Origin of the sequence: Nocardioides cavernae (genome assembly GCF_013410035.1) — a bacterium.
In the GTDB taxonomy this organism is placed as follows: domain Bacteria; phylum Actinomycetota; class Actinomycetes; order Propionibacteriales; family Nocardioidaceae; genus Nocardioides; species Nocardioides cavernae_A.
Genome location: NZ_JACCBW010000007.1, coordinates 30,651 through 49,520 on the forward strand (window position 1 = coordinate 30,651; position 18,870 = coordinate 49,520).

The 18,870-nt window shown below is 71.6% G+C and carries 20 protein-coding genes; 13 read left to right on the top strand and 7 right to left on the bottom strand.

Annotated features, from left to right (window positions below; translation table 11 throughout):
• Nucleotides 1-33 precede the first annotated feature (33 nt).
• The 3 genes from F4692_RS19915 to F4692_RS19925 all read left to right on the top strand — a co-directional run bounded on the left by F4692_RS19915 (nucleotide 34) and on the right by F4692_RS19925 (nucleotide 4,017).
• On the top strand, nucleotides 34-1,770 hold the full coding sequence (locus tag F4692_RS19915; RefSeq protein WP_179621484.1) for a zinc-binding dehydrogenase: 1,737 nt from the start codon (nucleotides 34-36) through the stop codon (nucleotides 1,768-1,770).
• 138 nt (nucleotides 1,771-1,908) lie between these two features.
• Entirely contained in the window at nucleotides 1,909-3,432 is a 1,524-nt protein-coding gene (locus F4692_RS19920; protein ID WP_179621485.1) for a PTS mannitol transporter subunit IIBC, read from the top strand.
• Nucleotides 3,433-3,582: 150 nt separating this feature from the next.
• Nucleotides 3,583-4,017 (top strand): PTS mannitol transporter subunit IIA, encoded by a 435-nt coding sequence (locus F4692_RS19925; protein ID WP_179621486.1) that lies wholly within the window; start codon nucleotides 3,583-3,585, stop codon nucleotides 4,015-4,017.
• Nucleotides 4,018-4,124: 107 nt separating this feature from the next.
• Here F4692_RS19925 and F4692_RS19930 read toward each other — a convergent pair whose 3' ends face one another.
• Nucleotides 4,125-6,266 (bottom strand): molybdopterin-dependent oxidoreductase, encoded by a 2,142-nt coding sequence (locus F4692_RS19930; protein WP_179621487.1) that lies wholly within the window; start codon nucleotides 6,264-6,266, stop codon nucleotides 4,125-4,127.
• Nucleotides 6,267-6,383: 117 nt separating this feature from the next.
• On the opposite strand from F4692_RS19930, the gene F4692_RS19935 reads away from it, so the two are divergent.
• The 4 genes from F4692_RS19935 to F4692_RS19950 all read left to right on the top strand — a co-directional run bounded on the left by F4692_RS19935 (nucleotide 6,384) and on the right by F4692_RS19950 (nucleotide 10,989).
• The gene (locus F4692_RS19935; RefSeq protein WP_179621488.1) at nucleotides 6,384-6,650 is read left to right on the top strand and encodes a DUF6458 family protein; all 267 of its coding nucleotides are present in this window, start codon (nucleotides 6,384-6,386) and stop codon (nucleotides 6,648-6,650) included.
• Nucleotides 6,651-6,802: 152 nt separating this feature from the next.
• The gene (rpsO, locus tag F4692_RS19940) at nucleotides 6,803-7,078 is read left to right on the top strand and encodes a 30S ribosomal protein S15 (RefSeq protein WP_056906479.1); all 276 of its coding nucleotides are present in this window, start codon (nucleotides 6,803-6,805) and stop codon (nucleotides 7,076-7,078) included.
• Between the two features lie 258 nt (nucleotides 7,079-7,336).
• On the top strand, nucleotides 7,337-9,568 hold the full coding sequence (locus tag F4692_RS19945; RefSeq protein ID WP_179621489.1) for a polyribonucleotide nucleotidyltransferase: 2,232 nt from the start codon (nucleotides 7,337-7,339) through the stop codon (nucleotides 9,566-9,568).
• Nucleotides 9,569-9,678: 110 nt separating this feature from the next.
• Nucleotides 9,679-10,989, top strand: a complete 1,311-nt coding sequence (locus F4692_RS19950; RefSeq protein ID WP_179621490.1) for a M16 family metallopeptidase — start codon at nucleotides 9,679-9,681, stop codon at nucleotides 10,987-10,989.
• 57 nt (nucleotides 10,990-11,046) lie between these two features.
• Here F4692_RS19950 and F4692_RS19955 read toward each other — a convergent pair whose 3' ends face one another.
• Nucleotides 11,047-11,562, bottom strand: coding sequence for a class I SAM-dependent methyltransferase (locus F4692_RS19955; RefSeq protein ID WP_179621491.1), 516 nt, complete (start codon nucleotides 11,560-11,562; stop codon nucleotides 11,047-11,049).
• A 99-nt stretch (nucleotides 11,563-11,661) separates the two neighbouring features.
• On the opposite strand from F4692_RS19955, the gene dapB reads away from it, so the two are divergent.
• On the top strand, nucleotides 11,662-12,405 hold the full coding sequence (dapB, locus tag F4692_RS19960; protein WP_179621557.1) for a 4-hydroxy-tetrahydrodipicolinate reductase: 744 nt from the start codon (nucleotides 11,662-11,664) through the stop codon (nucleotides 12,403-12,405).
• A gap of 1 nt (nucleotide 12,406) precedes the next feature.
• Here the strand turns inward: dapB and F4692_RS19965 are convergent, their stop codons facing one another.
• The 5 genes from F4692_RS19965 to F4692_RS19985 form a co-directional block, all read right to left on the bottom strand.
• Complete coding sequence (locus tag F4692_RS19965; protein ID WP_179621492.1) at nucleotides 12,407-12,706, bottom strand: AzlD domain-containing protein; 300 nt, start codon at nucleotides 12,704-12,706, stop codon at nucleotides 12,407-12,409.
• A complete protein-coding gene (locus tag F4692_RS19970; RefSeq protein ID WP_179621493.1) occupies nucleotides 12,706-13,392 on the bottom strand; it encodes an AzlC family ABC transporter permease in 687 nt (228 codons plus the stop codon). The genes F4692_RS19965 and F4692_RS19970 overlap by 1 nt, the downstream gene beginning before the upstream one ends.
• Before the next feature lie 35 nt (nucleotides 13,393-13,427).
• A complete protein-coding gene (locus tag F4692_RS19975; protein ID WP_179621494.1) occupies nucleotides 13,428-13,655 on the bottom strand; it encodes a hypothetical protein in 228 nt (75 codons plus the stop codon).
• Between the two features lie 113 nt (nucleotides 13,656-13,768).
• Nucleotides 13,769-14,335, bottom strand: coding sequence for a GNAT family N-acetyltransferase (locus F4692_RS19980; protein WP_179621495.1), 567 nt, complete (start codon nucleotides 14,333-14,335; stop codon nucleotides 13,769-13,771).
• Nucleotides 14,332-14,928: a DUF3043 domain-containing protein gene (locus tag F4692_RS19985; RefSeq protein WP_308645394.1), complete on the bottom strand. Its 597-nt coding sequence runs from the start codon at nucleotides 14,926-14,928 to the stop codon at nucleotides 14,332-14,334. Before F4692_RS19985 ends, F4692_RS19980 begins: the two co-directional genes overlap by 4 nt.
• Before the next feature lie 160 nt (nucleotides 14,929-15,088).
• Here F4692_RS19985 and F4692_RS19990 point away from each other — a divergent pair, with 160 nt between their 5' ends.
• The 5 genes from F4692_RS19990 to F4692_RS20010 are packed head-to-tail and all read left to right on the top strand — an operon-like array spanning nucleotide 15,089 to nucleotide 18,849.
• Complete coding sequence (locus tag F4692_RS19990; protein ID WP_179621496.1) at nucleotides 15,089-15,895, top strand: PspA/IM30 family protein; 807 nt, start codon at nucleotides 15,089-15,091, stop codon at nucleotides 15,893-15,895.
• Nucleotides 15,892-16,170, top strand: a complete 279-nt coding sequence (gene pspAA / locus F4692_RS19995) for a PspA-associated protein PspAA (RefSeq protein WP_179621497.1) — start codon at nucleotides 15,892-15,894, stop codon at nucleotides 16,168-16,170. Before F4692_RS19990 ends, pspAA begins: the two co-directional genes overlap by 4 nt.
• 13 nt (nucleotides 16,171-16,183) lie before the next feature.
• Nucleotides 16,184-17,086 (top strand): zinc metalloprotease HtpX, encoded by a 903-nt coding sequence (gene htpX, locus F4692_RS20000; RefSeq protein ID WP_179621498.1) that lies wholly within the window; start codon nucleotides 16,184-16,186, stop codon nucleotides 17,084-17,086.
• Nucleotides 17,087-17,095: 9 nt separating this feature from the next.
• Nucleotides 17,096-17,671 (top strand): PspA-associated protein PspAB, encoded by a 576-nt coding sequence (gene pspAB, locus F4692_RS20005; RefSeq protein WP_179621499.1) that lies wholly within the window; start codon nucleotides 17,096-17,098, stop codon nucleotides 17,669-17,671.
• Nucleotides 17,668-18,849: a GAF domain-containing sensor histidine kinase gene (locus F4692_RS20010; RefSeq protein ID WP_179621500.1), complete on the top strand. Its 1,182-nt coding sequence runs from the start codon at nucleotides 17,668-17,670 to the stop codon at nucleotides 18,847-18,849. The genes pspAB and F4692_RS20010 overlap by 4 nt, the downstream gene beginning before the upstream one ends.
• Nucleotides 18,850-18,870 lie beyond the last annotated feature (21 nt).

Consider the following 18,870-nt stretch of genomic DNA (forward strand, 5'->3'; position numbering starts at 1 on the left):
TCCCGCCCCCACCCACCTCACGACGGAGGAAGCATGACTTCAGCGTACGACCGCTACCGCGCGGCAGACGGCGAGCTGCCGGAGGGATCCTGGACCTGGTTCCTGCACGGCGCGGGCGAGGACAACATGGGCCAGGACGGCGAGCCCGAGCTGGTCCCCGTCCCCACGCCCGACGCCGACCACATGCTGGTGCGCATCGACAGCGTGGGCCTCTGCTTCTCCGACGTGAAGATCATGCGGCAGGGCGGCAGCCACCCCAAGCTCTACGACCGTGACCTGTCCGCGGACCCCACCCGGCTCGGCCACGAGGTGAGCCTGACGGTGATCGAGGTGGGGGAGAATCTCCGCGACCGCTACCACGCCGGTCAGCGCCTGGCCGTGCAGCCCGACATCTACCAGGACGGGAAGAGCACCGCCTACGGCTACACCATCCCGGGCGGTCTCACCCAGTACCACCTCATGGGCGCGGAGATGCTCGAGACCGACGACGGCGCCTGTCTGCTGCCCCTCCCCGAGACGATGGGGTACGCCGAGGCCTCGACGCTGGAGCCCTGGGGCTGCGTGATGGCGGCGTACACCCAGCGACGCCGCCTCGAGCCCAAGCCCGGCGGGACGATGTGGATCATCGGCCGGCCCGGCGACGAGCGCGACTACTCCTTCTCGTCCGGGCTGGACGCGCCCGCCACCGTCGTGCTCACCGACGTGCCCGCCTCGGTGGCGGCCCTCGTGGAGCAGGCCTCCGCCACCGTGGTCGTGCGGGACGGGATCGGCGACGGTGACCACCAGGCGCTGGTGGACGAGCTGACCGACGGTGCGGGCTTCGACGACATCGTCGTGCTGGACCCGCGCTCCGCGGCGACCGTGGGCTCGGTGGCCACGCACATCGCCCGGCGGGGCACCCTCAACCTGGTCGGCGAGACCGAGCTCGACGGCCTGGTGGCGACCGACGTGGGCCGCCTCCACTACGACTACACCGCCTACGTCGGCGGGCGCGGCCCGGACATCGCCGCCTCCTACGGCGAGGCGCGCAACCGTGCCGACCTGCGCCGCCGGGGCACGACGGTGTTCGTCGGCGCGGGCGGTCCGATGGGGCTGATGCACGTCCAGCGGGCCATGCAGCAGAAGGACGGGCCGCGCACGATCGTCGCCACCGAGGTGAGCGACGAGCGGTTGAAGAGCCTCGAGGACCGGCTCGGCCACCTGGCCGAGGTCAACGATTGCGAGCTCGTCACCTTCAACTCCCAGACCGCCGAGCAGTCGCTGCACGAGTTCGTCATGGGCATCACCGACGGCCGTGGGGCCGACGACGTCGTGGTCAGCGTCCCCATCGCCGAGGTGATGGCCGAGGCGGACACCCTGATGAGGTCCGACGGCATGCTCGTCTTCTTCGCCGGCGTCCCCAACGGCACGCTCGCGCCGCTGAACCTGAGCGCGGTCTACCTCGACAACGCCCAGTACACCGGGACGTCGGGCCTCACCATCCACGACCAGCAGCAGGTCGTGGACCTCGCCACCGCCGGCCAGCTCTCCCCGGGGTCGATCGTGGGGGCCGTCGGCGGCATGCGGGCCGCCAAGGACGGCCTCCAGGCCCTCGTCGACGGCAGCTACTCCGGCAAGGTCCTCATCTTCCCCCAGATCCACGACCTGCCCCTGATGGGCCTCGACGAGCTCGCGGAGCGCCTGCCCGAGGTCGCCGCCCAGCTCGGGCCCGGAGGCACCTGGAACGGCGAGGTCGAGCGGGCGCTGTTCGACAGCCAGCTGGGTGGCTGATCACCGATCCCGGGTAAAGCCACAGGTTCGGGCAGAATCCATGCCCGAATGCTTGGCAACGGGCCCGAACGTGAGGTTTAATCCGTACATCATGTGATCGGGGTCACCCACCCCTCGTTCCATTGGAGGACACACAGCATGGCGACCACAACCTCTCCCGCCGCCCGCCCGGGCGCCCGGGTCCGCGTGCAGAAGTTCGGCACGTTCCTCTCCAACATGGTCCTGCCCAACATCGGCGCGTTCATCGCCTGGGGACTCATCACCGCCCTGTTCATCGAGGTCGGCTGGCTCAACCTCGGCGGCGGCGACAACGCCTGGCTCTCGCCCGACAGCTGGGTCGCCGAGTTCGGCGGCTGGGGCAACTCCGAGAGCGGCGGGATCGTCGGCCCGATGATCACGTTCCTGCTCCCGCTGCTCATCGGGTACACGGGTGGCCGGATGATGTACGACGACAACATCCGCGGCGGTGTCGTCGGCGCGATCGCCACCACGGGCGCGATCGTCGGCGCCGGCGTCCCGATGTTCCTCGGCGCGATGATCATGGGCCCGCTCGGCGGCTGGTCGATGAAGAAGCTCGACGCGCTGTGGTCCCACCGGATCCGCCCGGGCTTCGAGATGCTCGTCAACAACTTCTCGGCCGGCATCTGGGGCATGATCCTGTCGATCGTCGGCTTCGTCGTGGCGGGTCCCTTCGTCGAGTGGTTCAGCGCCCGCGCCGGGGACATCATCGACTTCCTCGTGGAGAACAACCTGCTCCCGCTGACCTCGGTCTTCATCGAGCCGGCCAAGGTGCTGTTCCTCAACAACGCCATCAACCAGGGCATCCTGACCCCGCTCGGCACGGCCGAGGCCGCCACCGACGGCAAGTCGATCCTGTTCCTGCTCGAGGCCAACCCGGCCGCCGGCGCGGGTCTGCTCCTCGCCTTCATGTTCTTCGGCAAGGGCGCCGCCCGGGCCTCCGCCCCCGGCGCGCTGCTGATCCACTTCGTCGGCGGCATCCACGAGATCTACTTCCCCTACGTGCTGATGAAGCCCAAGCTCATCCTCGCGATGATCGCCGGCGGCATGACCCAGATCTTCATCAACCTGGCCTTCAGCTCCGGACTGCGCGCACCCGCTGCGCCGGGATCGATCATCGCGGTGCTCATCGCGACACCGGGTGGGAGCTACGTGGGGGTCATCCTCTCCGTCATCGGCGGAGCGGCCGCCTCCTTCGCGGTGGCCGCCTTCCTGCTCAAGACCGACAAGTCCGACGACGAGGGCGACCTCGCCGCCGCGACCGCGGACATGGAGTCCATGAAGGGCAAGAAGTCCTCCGTGGCCGGGACCCTGACCGGAGGCGCCGCCACGGCGACCGCCACCGACACCCGCGAGATCCGCAACATCGTGTTCGCCTGCGACGCGGGCATGGGGTCCTCGGCGATGGGTGCCTCGGTGCTCCGCAAGAAGATCCAGGCGGCCGGCCACGGTGAGGTGACGGTGGTCAACAAGGCCATCTCCAACCTCCAGGACGACGTCGACCTGGTCGTCACCCACCAGGACCTGACCGACCGGGCCCGCGAGAGGACCCCGTCGGCGATCCACGTGTCCGTCGACAACTTCATGGGCAGCCCGCGCTACGACGAGATCGTGGCGATGGTGGAGGAGAACAACCGGACCTGACGCCCTGACGGTCCCCGATGCTCGAGCCCGGCCCTCCGACCCCCGGGAGGGCCGGGCTCGACGACCTCGCGGCCGACCGGCCGTGTGGTCTGATGAACGACAGCTCACTTCGACAACCAACCGACACACGCGAGTGGAAAGAGGCGGCAGATGAGCGACGTACTGAGCCGGGAGGCCATCGTGCTCGGCGGTCAGGCCAGGGACAGGGACGCGGCGATCACCGAGGCGGGCCGGCTCCTGGTCGCCAGCGGCGCGGTGGACGAGGCGTACGTCGAGGCGATGCACGAGCGTGAGACCTCGGTCTCCACGTTCATGGGCAACGGCCTCGCCATCCCGCACGGCACCAACGAGGCCAAGGCGCTGATCCGCCACACGGCGATCTCGTTCGTCCGCTACGACGAGCCGATCGACTGGAAGGGCAGCCCGGCCAGGTACGTCGTGGGCATCGCCGGTGCCGGCGACGACCACCTCACGGTGCTCCAGGCCCTGGCCGGTGCGTTCACCGACGACGACCAGATCGCCGCGCTCGACGCGGCCCAGACCCCGGACGACGTCCTTGCCGTCCTCGGTGACGTGAGCGCCTGACCCGCCCGTACGACCCCAGCACGAGAGCCCCCGCCGGTCCCGGCGGGGGCTCTCGACGTCCGGGGGGACACCGCCCGGGACCCGCTCCCGGGACCGCTCCGACGGGGTCAGGCGGGACTGACCGCGACGGGCACGCCGTTGAGCGCGGCGTTGCCCGACACGTCGAGCCGCTCGGGGTCGGTGAGGTCGTTGACCGACACGCCCGGGACCTCGCGGCTGCGACCCATCAGGACGCCGTCACGCGCGTGGCCGTAGCCGTGGGGGAGCGACACCACGCCGGGCATGAGGTCCTCGGACGCCGCCACCTCGACCTCGACCGACCCGACGCGCGAGGTGACCCGGACCCGTGAACCGTCGGCGATCTCGCGCGCGGCGAGGTCGTCCGGGTGCATCAGGAGCTGGTGTCGCGGTCGGCCCTTGGTGAGGCGCGCGGAGTTGTGCATCCAGGAGTTGCAGTCCTGCTGGTGGCGCCGGCCGATCAGCAGCAGCCCACCGTCGTCCGGCGCGTCGACGGCCGCGAGCCGCGCCACGTCGCGCACGACGAGGTCGGGGGCGAGGTCGACCCGGCGGCCCCTCGACGGCAGCCGACCGGGCAGCTGCCCCGCACGCAGCGGGCCGAGGTCGATGCCCTGCGGGCGGCTGCGGAGCTTCGCCATCGTCACCCCGCTCGCGCCGCGGCGCAGGAGCGCGGTGACGAGCAGTGTCGGACTGGCGGTGAGCCGCGCCCGTTGGACGAGCCGCTTCTTCAGCGGTGCCCTGCGCTCGAGCAGCGCCGTGGTGCGCAGCGTGATCTCCTTGAACACCTGCCAGTCGTGGCGCTGGTCCGCGTCCTTGTCGAAGACGGCCGGGGTGAACCGGGCGGTGTTGCGCACGGCGAGCAGGTGGAAGACCAAGTCGTAGTGGTCGCGCTCCAGGGCGGTCGTCGGCGGGAGGATCACGTCGGCGTGCCGCGTCGTCTCGTTGACGTAGATGTCGACCGCGACCATGAAGTCGAGCCCGCGCAGGGCGCCGTCCAGCCGGGCGCCGTCCGGGGTGGACAGCACCGGGTTGCCCGCGACCGTGAGGAGCGCGCGGACCTGCCCCTCCCCGGGCGTCTCGATCTCCTCGCGCAGCGCCGAGACCGGGAGCTCGCCCCCGGTCTCCGGGAGGCCGCGCACCCGTGAGCGCCAGGCGTCGTGGTGGCCCCGGCCGATCAGCCCGGTGCCCACGGCGTCGATCGCGGGGGTGGTGAACAGCGCGCCCCCGACGCGGTCGAGGTTGCCGCTCAGGACGTTGAGGCAGTTGACCGCCCACTGGCACACCGTCCCCCACGGGCCGGCCGAGACGCCGATGCGGCTGTAGACGACCCCGCCGTCCGCGGCGAGCAGCTCGCGCGCCAGGCGGCGTACGTCCTCCGCGGGCATCCCGCTCATCGTCTCGGCGACCTCGGGGGTGAACCCCGCGACGAGGTCGGCCACCGTGCCTGCGCCGTCGGCGTACGCCGGCACGGGCGGCAGCTCGTCGGACAGCTCGGCGGTGAGCACGTGCAGCATCGCCAGCAGCACCCACGCATCGGTGCCGGGGCGGACGAAGTGGTGCTCGTCGGCGACCTTCGCGGTCTCCGTGCGCCGGGGGTCGAGGACCACCATCCGCCCGCCCCGGCCGCGCAGCTCGCGCAGCCGGCGGGGGAAGTCGGGCACGGTCATCAGCGATCCGTTGGACGCCATCGGGTTCGCCCCGACGACGAGGAACCACGACGTGCGGTCGATGTCGGGGACCGGCAGGAACAGCTGGTGGCCGAACATGAGGTGCGCGACCAGCTGGTGGGGCAGCTGGTCGACCGACGTGGCCGAGTAGCGGTTCCTCGTCCGGAAGGACTTGAACATCGCCGTGCCGTGCGTCATCGAGCCCAGGCTGTGGGCGTTGGGGTTGCCGAGGTAGACGGCCAGCGCGTCGTCCCCGTGCTCGTTCACCACCCGGGCGAGGTTCTGCGCGACGAGGTCGAACGCCTCGTCCCACCCGATCTCCTCCCACCGGGCGTCGCCACCCTCGCCGACGCGGCGGACGGGGCGGCGCAGGCGGTCGGGGTCGGCGTACACGTCGCCGATCGCGACGCCCTTGGGGCACACGTGCCCGCGCGACAGGGGGTCGGCGCGGTTGCCCCGCACGCCGACGACCGCCCGTCCCTCGACGGTGATCTCGAGCCCGCAAATGGCCTCGCAGAGGTTGCAGACCCCGATGCGGGTCTCCCTCGTCGGCGTCGCGTCCATGCCGGGCATCGTCGCACGGGGCGGCCACCCGCAGAGGGGTTCCGCGCGTCGGGCAGGTCGGGCACACTCGGCGCGCGCCGGGCTGACCCGGTGCCCCCGAGAGAACGGAGAGACGTCATGGGTTTCGGAGGACCGATCGGACTGGTCGTCGTCGGCCTTGTGCTCGCGCTGGCCTTCAACGAGCGCCAGGTGGGACCGCTGGAGGTGCCGACCCTGGGCTGGATCCTGGTCCTGGCCGGTGCGCTGTGGCTGGTGCTGACCCTGGTGCAGCAGAACACCCGTCGCCGCCACACCACCACCGCCACCACGACCGACGCGCAGGGCCGCCAGGCGACCACGCAGCGGACCACCGAGTCCGACCCGCCGCCCCCGCCGGCGCTGTGAGCCACGCTCCGCGGATTGGGTCGGCCCACCCCGCCTCGATATGATCCTCCGGTTGCCCACGACGGGCGACACGCCGTCAGACGGCCGCGGACCCAGAGTGCCCCGGTGGACAAGCCCGGGCGCGCCGCGCAACGAGAACCGAAGGAGCCCCCATGTCGATCGGTACCGACGCGGAGACCAAGAAGAAGATCATCGCCGAGTACGCCCTGACCGAGGGTGACACCGGTTCCCCCGAGGTCCAGATCGCGCTGCTCAGCCACCGCATCTCGCACCTCACCGAGCACCTCAAGACGCACAAGCACGACCACCACAGCCGTCGTGGCCTGCTGCTGCTCGTCGGCCAGCGCCGCCGCCTTCTCAACTACCTGCAGAAGACCGAGATCGAGCGCTACCGCTCGATCGTCGAGCGCCTCGGCCTGCGTCGCTGAACCACTGGAGCGGTCTCCCGGACACGGGGGGCCGCTCCGCTCGGTTCGGAGGCCGTCCCGCGCTAGGGTCGGCCCCGAAGAACCAGCACAACTGAACACCCGAAGATCCAGGAGCGACCCGCGCGCCCGGCTCGGTCCTCGGTAGTGGCTCTCAGATCCGTCGATCACTCGACGACGATCTGCGGGCCTCGATCGAAGACCGGCACCTCATGCGGCGTCGCGGATCGCTCCGCGAAGAGAAAGCAGAGTCCTGCTTCCATGAGTGAACCCATCATCTCCGCTGTCGAGACCGTTCTCGACAACGGCTCGTTCGGCACCCGCACCGTCAAGTTCGAGACCGGCCTGCTGGCCCGTCAGGCCGCCGGCGCCGTCACCGCCTACCTCGACGACGAGACCATGCTGCTCTCGGCGACCACGGCCGGCAAGACGCCCAAGGACCACTTCGACTTCTTCCCCCTCACGATCGACGTCGAGGAGCGGATGTACGCCGTGGGCCAGATCCCCGGCTCGTTCTTCCGCTCCGAGGGCCGCCCGGGCGAGGACGCGATCCTCGCGTGCCGCCTCATCGACCGCCCCCTGCGCCCGACCTTCAAGAAGGGCCTGCGCAACGAGGTCCAGGTCGTCATCACGGTCATGGCCCTCGACCCGAACATGCCCTACGACGTGCTGGCGATCAACGCCGCGTCGATGTCCACCCAGCTCTCCGGCCTGCCGTTCTCCGGCCCCGTCGGCGGGGTGCGCGTGGCCCTGATCGACGGCCAGTGGGTGGCCTTCCCGTCGCACTCGCAGCTCGAGAACGCCGTCTTCGACATGGTCGTCGCCGGCCGCGTCACCGAGACCGGCGACGTCGCCATCATGATGGTCGAGGCCGAAGCCCCCGAGGACACCATCGCCCTCATCCAGGGGGGCGCCCAGGCGCCGACGGAGGAGGTCGTGGCCAGCGGCCTCGACGCCGCCAAGCCCTTCATCAAGCAGCTGTGCGAGGCGCAGTCCCAGCTCGCCGCCGAGGCCGCCAAGCCCGTCCAGGACTTCCCGGTCTTCCTCGACTACGAGGACGACGTCTACGCCGCCGTCGAGTCCGCCGCCAAGGCCGACCTGACCGCCGCGATGCAGATCGGCGACAAGCAGGAGCGCGAGTCGCGCACCGACGAGCTCAAGGGTGCGCTGCTCGAGCAGCTCGCCGGCCAGTTCGAGGGTCGTGAGAAGGAGATCGGCGCGGCGTTCCGCTCGGTCAGCAAGGCGGTCGTGCGCGAGCGCGTGCTGCGCGACAAGGTCCGCATCGACGGTCGCGGCCTCGCCGACATCCGTCCGCTGCACGCCGAGACCGACGTCATCCCGCGCGTCCACGGCTCCGCGCTCTTCGAGCGTGGCGAGACGCAGATCCTGGGTGTGACCACCCTCGACATGCTCAAGATGGAGCAGCAGCTCGACACGCTGTCGCCGGAGAAGCACCGCCGCTACATGCACAAGTACGTCTTCCCGCCGTTCTCGACCGGCGAGACCGGCCGCGTGGGCTCGCCCAAGCGCCGCGAGGTCGGCCACGGCGCCCTGGCGCGCCGCGCCCTCCTGCCGGTGCTGCCCTCGCGCGAGGAGTTCCCCTACGCGATCCGCCAGCTCTCCGAGGCCATGGGCTCCAACGGCTCCACCTCGATGGGCTCGGTCTGCGCGTCCACCCTGTCGCTGCTGCAGGCCGGTGTGCCGCTCGAGGCCTCCGTCGCCGGCATCGCGATGGGCCTCATCTCCGGCGAGGTCGACGGCGAGACCCAGTACGTCGCGCTGACCGACATCCTCGGCGCGGAGGACGCCTTCGGCGACATGGACTTCAAGGTCGCCGGCACGCGGGAGTTCGTCACCGCCCTCCAGCTCGACACCAAGCTCGACGGCATCCCCGCCGAGGTGCTCGCCGCCGCGCTGACCCAGGCCCGCGACGCGCGCCTGGCGATCCTCGACGTGATGGCCGAGGCCATCGACGCGCCGGAGGAGATGTCGGTCCACGCGCCGCGCATCATCACCATCCGCGTGCCCGTCGACAAGATCGGCGAGGTGATCGGTCCCAAGGGCAAGGTCATCAACCAGATCCAGGACGACACGGGCGCGACGCTGTCCATCGAGGACGACGGCACGGTCTACATCGGGGCGACCAACGGCGAGGCGGCCGAGGCCGCCAAGGCCGCGGTCAACGCGATCGCCAACCCGACCATGCCCGAGGTCGGCGAGCGTTACCTCGGCACCGTGGTCAAGACGACCAACTTCGGTGCCTTCGTCTCGCTGCTCCCGGGCAAGGACGGCCTGCTCCACATCAGCAAGTTGCGCGGCCTCGCCGGCGGCAAGCGCGTGGAGGCCGTCGAGGACGTGCTGGCCGTGGGCCAGAAGGTCCAGGTCCAGATCGCCGAGATCGACGACCGCGGCAAGCTCTCCCTCGTCCCCGTCGTCGAGGAGACCGAGGACGCGGCCTCCGAGGACGCCCCCGAGGCGACCGACGCCGAGTGACGCTCGACTGACGCTCCACCCACGACCGGCCGGCCGTCTGGCCGGCCGGTCGTGGTGCTCCGCCCTGTGCACCAACCAGCACCACCCCTGCAGCACCCGGAAGGACCCTCGTGCAGAAGAACGGCACCACCCGCACCCTCCACACCGTCAAGGACGCCGACGGGGCGGTGACCTCGCGCGTACGCCGCACGGTCCTGCCCAGCGGCCTGAGGGTCGTCACCGAGCAGATGGCCGGCACCCGCTCGGCGAGCATCGGCGTCTGGGTCGCCGTGGGCTCGCGGGACGAGACCCCGGCGCTGCACGGCTGCTCGCACTTCCTCGAGCACCTGCTCTTCAAGGGGACGCCCGAGCGCTCGGCCATGGACATCTCGGTCGCGCTCGACGCGGTGGGCGGCGAGTTCAACGCCTTCACCACCAAGGAGTACACCGTCTTCCACGCGCGGGTCCTCGACGAGGACCTCGACACGGCCGTCGACGTGCTCGGCGACATGGTCACCGCCTCGACCATCACCGCCGCCGACGTCGAGGCCGAGCGCGACGTGATCCTCGACGAGATCGCCATGCACGACGACGACCCCGACGACGTGGTGCACAACCTGTTCGCCAGCCAGGCGTGGGGCGACAGCCCGCTCGGGCGCCCGATCGCCGGCACCGAGGCGTCGATCTCCGCGATGACCCGCGCCCAGATCCAGCGCTTCTACCGGCGCCACTACCGCCCCGACAACATGGTCGTGTCCGTCGCCGGCAACATCGACCACGCCACCGTGGTGCGCCAGGTGCGCCAGGCGTTCGGTCGTGGCGGCTTCCTCGAGGGAGAGGCCGAGCCGACCCCGACGCAGCAGTCGGAGAAGGCCCGCAAGGTCCAGCCCGGCACCGCACGCACGATCCGCCCGCAGGAGCAGGTCAACCTCGTCGTCGGCGTGAAGGGCCTCACCCGCACCGACCCCCGCCGCTACGCCCTCGGCGTGCTCAACACCGCGCTCGGCGGCGGGACGTCCTCGCGGATGTTCCAGGAGGTCCGCGAGCTGCGCGGGCTGGCGTACTCCGTGTACTCCTTCGCCACCCACCACGCCGACGCCGGCGTGGTCGGGGTGTCGGTCGGCTGTCTGCCCGGCAAGTACGCCGCGGTGCTGGAGACGGTGCGCAACGAGCTCGCCAAGGTCGCGGCCGAGGGCCTGACGGACGAGGAGGTCGAGCGCGGCAAGGGCCAGCTCAAGGGCGGGCTCGTGCTCGGTCTCGAGGACTCGGGCTCCCGGATGTCGCGCATCGGCAAGGCCGAGCTGGTCCACGACGAGCTGCTCACCATCGACGAGGTGGTCGCGCGCATCGAGGCCGTGACGGTCGAGGACGTCTCCCGGTTGGCCGCGGAGCTCTTCACGCAGCCGGAGATGCTCGCGGTGGTCGGCCCGAAGGCCGGCTGAGCCTGCCGCTGCTCGACCACCGTCGGTCGCCGTCCGGAGCTCCGCCCCGTGCGACGGTCACCTGCGCGCGATGAGCCCGATGACCGGGGGAGCCTTCTGCTCGACGACGCTGACCCGGAAGCCGCCCCGCAGGAGGTTCTCCGAGGCCTTCTTCACGATGTTGGGGACCAGCTCGGGCTGCGCCGCCTCGTAGAAGAGGTAGACGGCCCCGCCGGGGACGACCCGCTCGTGCAGCAGCGCGATCTCGTCGTCGCACGCGCGGACCCAGAAGAGGTTGACGTTGAAGGCGAACACCTTCGTGAGCCGTTTGACCGGGACCCGCAGCGTCGCCAGGTCGATCTGGCGCACCACGAGGCGTCCGGCGTCGACGTACTTCTGGTTGCGGCGCTTGGTGCGGTCCACCCCGGACTCGGAGCGGTCGATGGCGAACAGCTTGCCCGTCTCGAGCTTGCTGCAGATCGCCTCGGCGCCGGCGCCCGGGCCACACCCGATCTCGAGCACCTGGTCGTTCGGCTGGACGTCCATGAGGTCGACGGCCCACTTGATGCGAGGCGGGATGGTCGGGCTGGGCATGGCCCACAGCCTGCCAGACGCGCGTTCACGAGTCAGCCACCGCCACCCGCGATGTCGCGACGGCGATAGGTTGACGGGGTGAGCGCAGCAGGAGAGCCCATCAAGGTCGGCGTGCTCGGCGCCCGCGGCAAGGTCGGGGCGGAGGTCTGCCGGGCCGTGGAGGCGGCCGACGACACGGAGCTGGTCGCGTCCGTCGACGCCGGTGACGACATCACCGCCCTCAACGCCGCGGGCACCGAGGTGGTCGTCGACTTCACCCACCCCGACGTCGTGATGGAGAACCTGCATCACTGCATCCAGCACGGCATCCACGCCGTCGTGGGCACGACGGGCTTCGACCGGGGTCGTCTCGACCAGCTCGAGGCCTGGCTCGCCGACGCGCCCGGTGTGGGCGTGCTGATCGCGCCCAACTTCTCCATCGGCGCGATCCTCATGATGCGCTTCGCCGCCCAGGCCGCGCCCTTCTTCGAGTCGGTCGAGGTCGTCGAGCTGCACCACCCCGACAAGGCCGACGCGCCGTCCGGCACCGCGGGGCGTACGGCCGAGGTGATCGCCGCCGCCCGCCGCGACGCCGGCAGCGCGCCGATGCCCGACGCGACGTCGACCGGGCTCGACGGCGCACGCGGGGCCGACGTCGACGGGGTGCGCGTGCACAGCCTCCGGGTGCGCGGACTGGTGGCGCACCAGGAGGTGCTGCTCGGCACGGCGGGGGAGACCCTGACCATCCGCCACGACTCCCTCGACCGGGTCTCGTTCACGCCCGGCGTCCTCGCCGGCGTGCGCGCGATCGCGGACCACCCGGGCCTCACGGTGGGCCTCGACGCGTTCCTCGACCTCGGCTGAGTCACAGCAGTCGGGCGAGGGCGGCGACGACCGACGCGCCGACCACCACGACGAGGAACGGCATCCGCAGCAGCAGGGCGACGACGGCGAACGCCAGCCCCAGCGCCCGCGCGTCGAGCGCGAGCGACGGGCCGTCCGCCGAGAAGACCTGGACGGCGACCAGTGCGGCCAGCAGCGCGACCGGGATCAGGTCGGCGACGCGCTCGACCGTGGGGTGGCTCAGCACCCGCTCCGGCAGGGAGAGCCCGGCGAGCTTGAGCACGTAGCAGCCGACGCAGGCCAGCAGGACCGCGGTCCACATCAGCGGTGACCTCGGGCGAGCACACCCACGAGCAGGGCCACGCCGCCCGCGGCCAGCACCGGCACGCCGGGCGCCGAGACGGGCACCATCGACAGGGCGACGGCGGCCGCGAGCACCGCCACGAGGACGTTGCGCCGCTCCTGCAGGCGGGGCCAGAGCAGCGCGAGGAAGGCGGCACCGACGGCGGCGTCGAGACCGAAGGTGCGCGGGTCGCCGACCGCCTCACCCGCGATCGCCCCGACCGCGGTCGCGAGGTTCCAGAGGACGAAGACGGACCACCCGGTCGTGAGGAACCCGAGTCGTACGCCCTCGGTCGTGCGGCGGTTGACCGCCATCGCGGTCGACTCGTCGATCAGCACGTGCGCGGCCGCGAAGCGCCGCCAGCCGCGCCACTGCAGCAGCGGCGCCATGCGCAGGCCGTACAGGGTGTTGCGGGTGCCGAGCAGCAGTGCGGTGGCGGCGCCCGACATCGGTGCCCCGCCGGCGGCGACGACGCCGGCGAGCGCGAACTGGCTCGCCCCGGTGAACATCAGCAGGGACAGCACGCACGTCTGCGCCACGCTCAGGCCGGAGGCCACCGACACGGCCCCGAAGCCGACGCCGTACGCCCCCGTGGCGAGCCCGACGGCGAGGCTGTCGCGGATGATCCCCGACCGCTCGCTGGACGACAGGGCGGGCTCGCTCACGCCCCGAGGCTAGGTCATCGCAGGAGGCGGGACGTTCAGCCGTGGCGGCGGCGGACGCGGGCGGTCCGGGCCTGGCGGTGGTGGAAGTCGTGCACCAGCGCGAACGCCGCCGCCACACCGGTCGCGGCGCCGGCGAGGAGCCCGACGCGGAGGTTGAGCGGGATCTCCGGCATCGCGCCGAACCAGAAGCCGATGCCCAGGCACACGACCAGGGCCGCGAGGACGAGGACGAGCCTGTGCAGGGTGGGAAGCGGACCGAACATGGTGGACCCCCGTGGGTGCTCCGGCGAGGTGGCCGGACCTCCATGGTGACGGGCGTCACGCGAAAATCAAGCAGCCCGAGGGGTGAACCCGCCCGCGAGCCCGGGAGCCGGGCTCAGCCGATGGCGGTGTGGAGGCGTACCTGCTTGACCGTCGTCGTGCCCGATCCGTCGAGGTCCAGCTCGCGGTGGGCCGTGTCGGGGGCCCAGCCGGCGTCGGTGAGGAACGTCCGGAGGGCGTCGTCGCCGGCGTTGACCCAGGTGACGGCACGGGTGAAGCGGTCGGCGGCGAGGGTGTCGACCGCGGCCTGCAGCAGGCGCGACCCGTGCCCCTTCGCGCGCTCGGCCGGGTCGAGGGTCACCTCGGCGAGCTCGCCGTCGGCCACCGGGTCGCAGTCGGGGTCCGTCGCGGGGGAGGTCAGCGCGAACCCGACGACCCGGTTGCGCTCGAGGGCGACGAGGACCCGGTTGCGGGCGTCGGCAGGTCGCGACATCGCCTGTCGCCACTGGGCGGCGACGGCCTCGACGTCGGTGGGCAGCACCTCGGCGGGCAGCAGGCCGGCGTAGAGCTCGGGCCACGCACGCAGCTGCACGGTGGCGATGGCGTCCGCGTCGTCGGACCACGCGACGCGCACGGACACGTCGGCCGTCGGCCCTCCGGGGTGGGGGTGGTCGTGGCTCACCGGTAGATCTCGGGGAGCTTCTCGCCGATCTTGACCTGCGCCTTGGGCAGGCGCAGGAACTTCATCTGCAGCGAGCGCATGGCGGCATAGAGGGTGGTGCCCTTCGTGGGCTCGTCGGGGAAGCGGCGCGCCAGCTCGCGGCGCAACCGGAACCGGAGCATCACGATGTCGACGATGATCACGAGCAACGTCGTGAACAGGACGGTGTTGCCGAGCTGGATCATGCTCGGGTTGCCGGAGTAGCCCAGGACCATCGAGACGATCAGCAGCGGGATCATCAGCTCGATGAACGAGAAGCGCGAGTCCACGAAGTCGCGGATGAACCGGCGCACGGGTCCGCGGTCGCGGGCGGGCAGGTAGCGGTCGTCGCCGGTCTTCATCGCCTCACGCATCTTGCGCGAGGTGTCGCCGCGGGCGGCACGCTGCGCCGCGGCCTGCTCCTTGCGGGTCCGCGGCACCTTGGCCTTGGCCCGGGCCGCGGCCTCGGCCTCCTTGCGCGTGGGCGTGGGGCGCCCCTTGCCGCCCACCTTGTCGACGGGGGCGGTGGTCTCCTGCTCGGAGCTGTTGCGACGGAACACAGGTGCTGCCCTCACGTGGACTTCGCGGATCGGATGCTGGTGCCAGCCTATCGTCGTGACGGTCCGATGCCCGACTCGCGGCCCGGCCACGCGCCGGGATGGCCTACCTCCGGCTTGGGTTTGGTTCTAGGGTGAGGACGACGTCCCTGTGATCCGAGAGAGGGTTTCCACCCCGATGAGTCTCATGAAGCGCATCAGCCTGATCTTCCGCTCCAAGGCCAACAAGGCCCTGGACAAGGCGGAGGACCCACGCGAGACCCTCGACTACAGCTACCAGCGCCAGCTCGAGCTGCTCTCCAAGGTGCGCCGCGGTGTCGCCGACGTCGCGACCAGCCGCAAGCGCGTGGAGCTGCAGGTCAACCAGCTCGAGCAGCAGGCCGCCAAGCTCCAGGGCCAGGCCGAGAAGGCCATCGGCGCCGGCCGCGAGGACCTCGCCCGCGAGGCGCTGACCCGCAAGTCGGGCCTCGCCTCGCAGATCACCAGCCTCAAGGAGCAGCAGGCCACGCTCCAGGGCGAGGAGGAGAAGCTCGTCCTCGCGCAGCAGCGGCTGCAGGCCAAGGTCGAGGCCTTCCGCACCCGCAAGGAGACGATCAAGGCGACCTACACCGCAGCGGAGGCGCAGACGCGCATCGGTGAGGCGATGTCGGGCATCGGCGAGGAGATGGGCGACGTCGGCCTCGCCATCCAGCGCGCGGAGGACAAGACCGCGCAGATGCAGGCGCGCGGCCAGGCCATCGACGAGCTGATCGCCTCGGGCGCGCTCGACGACGCCTCCCAGCTCAATGCCGGCGACGACATCTCGCGCGAGCTCGACGCCCTCAGCTCCGGCTCCGACGTGGAGGCGGAGCTGGCCCGGCTCAAGGGGCTCAACGCGCCGCAGGCGACGCCGGCGATCGAGGCGTCCGAGGGTGGCGACATCCTGGGGCAGACGCCCGCGGAGCAGCCCGTCCAGCGGGAGGCCAACGGAGGCGGCCAGGCATGATCGTCCGGATCCTCGGCGAGGGTCAGTACGACCTCGACGACCACGCCCTCGACGCCCTCAACGGCCTCGACAACCAGATCGAGCACGCGATCGAGTCCGGCGACGAGGCGATGTTCCGCACCGCGCTGCACGGCCTGCTGTCGGCCGTGCGCGCGAGCGGCAGCCACCACGCGCCGGACTCCCTCGACGAGTCCGACCTGATCCTGCCGCCGCCCGACGCGACCATCGACGAGGTGCGCGAGCTGCTGGGCGACGACGGCCTCATCCCTGGCTGAGGCGCACCGTCAGGTGGCCACCTCCCGCTTCATCAAGGACACCGGGCTCACCGCCCGGATGACCCTGACCATGTTCCTGCTCGGCGGGCTCTACGTCGGGCTCGTGGTCGCGGTGCTGGTCTTCGTGCGCAGCGCGGGCGGCGCCGTCGTCGTGGCCGTCGTGGCCGTCGCGATCGCGTTCTGGCAGTGGTGGACCTCCGACACGGTGGCCATGCGGGCGATGCGTGCGCGCGAGGTCACGCCGGAGCAGGCTCCCGAGCTGCACGGCATGGTCGATCGGCTGTGCGCCCTCGCCGACATGCCGAAGCCGCGCGTGGGGATCGCTGACCTGTCGGTCCCCAACGCGTTCGCCACCGGACGCTCACCGGACCGGGCCGTCGTGTGCGTCACCACCGGGATCCTGCAGACCCTCGACGCCGAGGAGCTCGAGGCGGTCCTGGCCCACGAGCTGAGCCACGTGGCGCACCGTGACGTCCTCGTCATGACGGTGGCGTCGTCCGCGGGCATCGCCGCAGGCCTGCTGATGCGGTTCGCACAGATCGGCGGCATGCGCCGCGGCAACGGCCGGACCCTGCCGGCCGTGCTCGTGGCGCTGCTCGTCAGCCTCGTCGTCTACGCCGTCAGCTTCCTGCTGCTGCGCCTGCTGTCGCGCTACCGCGAGCTCAGCGCCGACCGCGCCGGGGCGTACCTCACCCTCAAGCCGGGAGCGCTCGCGAGCGCACTGCAGAAGATCAGTGGCCAGGGTGCGGCGACCCCGACCGCGGACCTGCGATCGTCGGGAGCCGCGAGCGCGCTCTGCATCGTCCCGGCCCTCGACGGCGGACTCAGCGGGCTGATGGCCACGCACCCGCCGCTCCAGCAACGCCTCGAGCAGCTCGCGCGGATCCAGGCCGAGCTCAGCAGGCCCGCGGGCTGAGGACCGACGATGGGACTGTGGGAAGCCATGCGGGCACGGGTGCAGCCCCGGCGCAACGACCTCGACGCTCTCTTCCACGTCCCGAGCGCGGCGATCACCCTCCAGACGGCCCTCGGCCTCGAGCCGACCGGCACCGGCTCAGTCTGCTACCGCGCAGCCGGGGGCGCGGCGTTCGCGCAGGCCCAGCAGGACGTCCTCGCCCTCATCGAGGGCGACGCCGACGCACCTGACGTGACGGTGACGCAGGACGACTTCGGCTTCACCTGGCTGGTGGTGGCCGGGCACGACGGGTCCGACCTGTCGGGTCTGTGCACCGACCTGCACGCCGTCAACACCACGCTCGAGCTCAACGGGTTCGCCTCCGGGCTGCTGTGCTCGATGGTCCCGTTCGCCAACGCGGCCGGGCAGCGGTTCGGCCTGACCTACCTCTACAAGCAGGGCACGTTCTACCCGTTCGCACCGCAGGGTGGACAGACCCGTGACACCCTGCTGGAGTTGTCCGTGCGCGACCTACTGGTGGAGGAGCTGCCGATGGAGCCCGATCTGCAGCGCTGGCTGGCCGTCTGGAAGGCCCCCGGACTGTGAGCGGCACCCCGAGCGGCGCCACCCGCGACCGCGCGATCGCGACGTACGACGTCCTCGGCGGCCCGCCGCGCCGGGAGCTGGACTCCCTCGTCGAGCTGGCGGCGCAGGTCGCGGGGGTGCCGTTCGCCGCGGTCAACCTGCTGAGCTCGCACGCCCAGCACCAGGTCGCCACGGCGGGCTTCGAGGGGGAGGAGTCGCCCATCGACCACTCGATGTGCCGCCTGGTCGTCGAGTCGGGCAGCCCGATCATGCTGGAGGACGCGGGGCACGACGTCCGCTTCGCCGAGAACCCGTGGACGACGGGCGAGATCGCCGACGTGAAGTACTACGGCTCCCACCCGCTCACGACGCCCGAGGGCGTCACCATCGGGACGCTCTGCGTGTTCGACAGCGAGAGCCACCACGTGACGCCCCAGGCCGCCCGCGGGCTCGCGCAGCTCGCCGAACGGGTGGTCGACGTGCTCGAGCTGGAGCTGGCCTCGCGGCGGCTCGCGGAGGTCAACACCCGGCTCAGCACGTCCAACGAGCGGTTGGCCCACTTCGCCGGCCAGGTCAGCCACGACCTCAAGAACCCGCTCACCTCGGTCTCGCTGTCGCTGGAGTCCCTCGAGCTCGAGGTCTCCGACCCGTTCCAGGTCGACACCGTCGCCCGCGCGCGTCGCGGCGTGGACCGGATGAACGGCCTGATCAGCAACCTCCTCGAGTTCGCGTCCCAGGGCGAGGCCCCGGGGGACGACCTCGTCGACCTCGACCTCGAGCTGACCCACGCGCTCGACGACCTCGCCGCACGGATCCCGCGCGAGCGCGTACGCCGCGGCGTCCTGCCCAAGGCCCGCGGCGACGCCGCCCAGCTGCGGTCGGTGCTGATGAACCTCATCGACAACGCCGCGAAGTTCACCGTCGACAGCCAGGCCGCCGAGGTCGAGGTGGTCGCGACCGGGACGGGCGACGGTGGCAACCGGATCGAGGTCCGCGACCGCGGCCGGGGCGTGCCGGACGAGAAGAAGGAACGCATCTTCGCCCCGCTCGCCCGGCTCGACAAGACCGTCGAGGGCACCGGCATCGGACTGGCCACGTGCCGCCGCATCGTGGAGGCGCACGGGGGGAGCATGGGCGTCATGGACCGCGCCGGCGGTGGCGCGGTGTTCTGGTTCCAGCTGCCCGTCGTGCGCGACTGATCCCCGGGCGGGCCGTCCGGC

What these genes read in the sequence shown, in the direction of transcription:
- F4692_RS19915 (WP_179621484.1), top strand. Translation starts at nt 34, where the DNA reads ATGACTTCAGCGTACGACCGCTACCGCGCGGCAGACGGCGAGCTGCCG.
- F4692_RS19920 (WP_179621485.1), top strand. Translation starts at nt 1,909, where the DNA reads ATGGCGACCACAACCTCTCCCGCCGCCCGCCCGGGCGCCCGGGTCCGC.
- F4692_RS19925 (WP_179621486.1), top strand. Translation starts at nt 3,583, where the DNA reads ATGAGCGACGTACTGAGCCGGGAGGCCATCGTGCTCGGCGGTCAGGCC.
- F4692_RS19930 (WP_179621487.1), bottom strand. Translation starts at nt 6,266, where the DNA reads ATGGACGCGACGCCGACGAGGGAGACCCGCATCGGGGTCTGCAACCTC.
- F4692_RS19935 (WP_179621488.1), top strand. Translation starts at nt 6,384, where the DNA reads ATGGGTTTCGGAGGACCGATCGGACTGGTCGTCGTCGGCCTTGTGCTC.
- rpsO (WP_056906479.1), top strand. Translation starts at nt 6,803, where the DNA reads ATGTCGATCGGTACCGACGCGGAGACCAAGAAGAAGATCATCGCCGAG.
- F4692_RS19945 (WP_179621489.1), top strand. Translation starts at nt 7,337, where the DNA reads ATGAGTGAACCCATCATCTCCGCTGTCGAGACCGTTCTCGACAACGGC.
- F4692_RS19955 (WP_179621491.1), bottom strand. Translation starts at nt 11,562, where the DNA reads ATGCCCAGCCCGACCATCCCGCCTCGCATCAAGTGGGCCGTCGACCTC.
- F4692_RS19965 (WP_179621492.1), bottom strand. Translation starts at nt 12,706, where the DNA reads ATGTGGACCGCGGTCCTGCTGGCCTGCGTCGGCTGCTACGTGCTCAAG.
- F4692_RS19975 (WP_179621494.1), bottom strand. Translation starts at nt 13,655, where the DNA reads ATGTTCGGTCCGCTTCCCACCCTGCACAGGCTCGTCCTCGTCCTCGCG.
- F4692_RS19990 (WP_179621496.1), top strand. Translation starts at nt 15,089, where the DNA reads ATGAGTCTCATGAAGCGCATCAGCCTGATCTTCCGCTCCAAGGCCAAC.
- pspAA (WP_179621497.1), top strand. Translation starts at nt 15,892, where the DNA reads ATGATCGTCCGGATCCTCGGCGAGGGTCAGTACGACCTCGACGACCAC.
- pspAB (WP_179621499.1), top strand. Translation starts at nt 17,096, where the DNA reads ATGGGACTGTGGGAAGCCATGCGGGCACGGGTGCAGCCCCGGCGCAAC.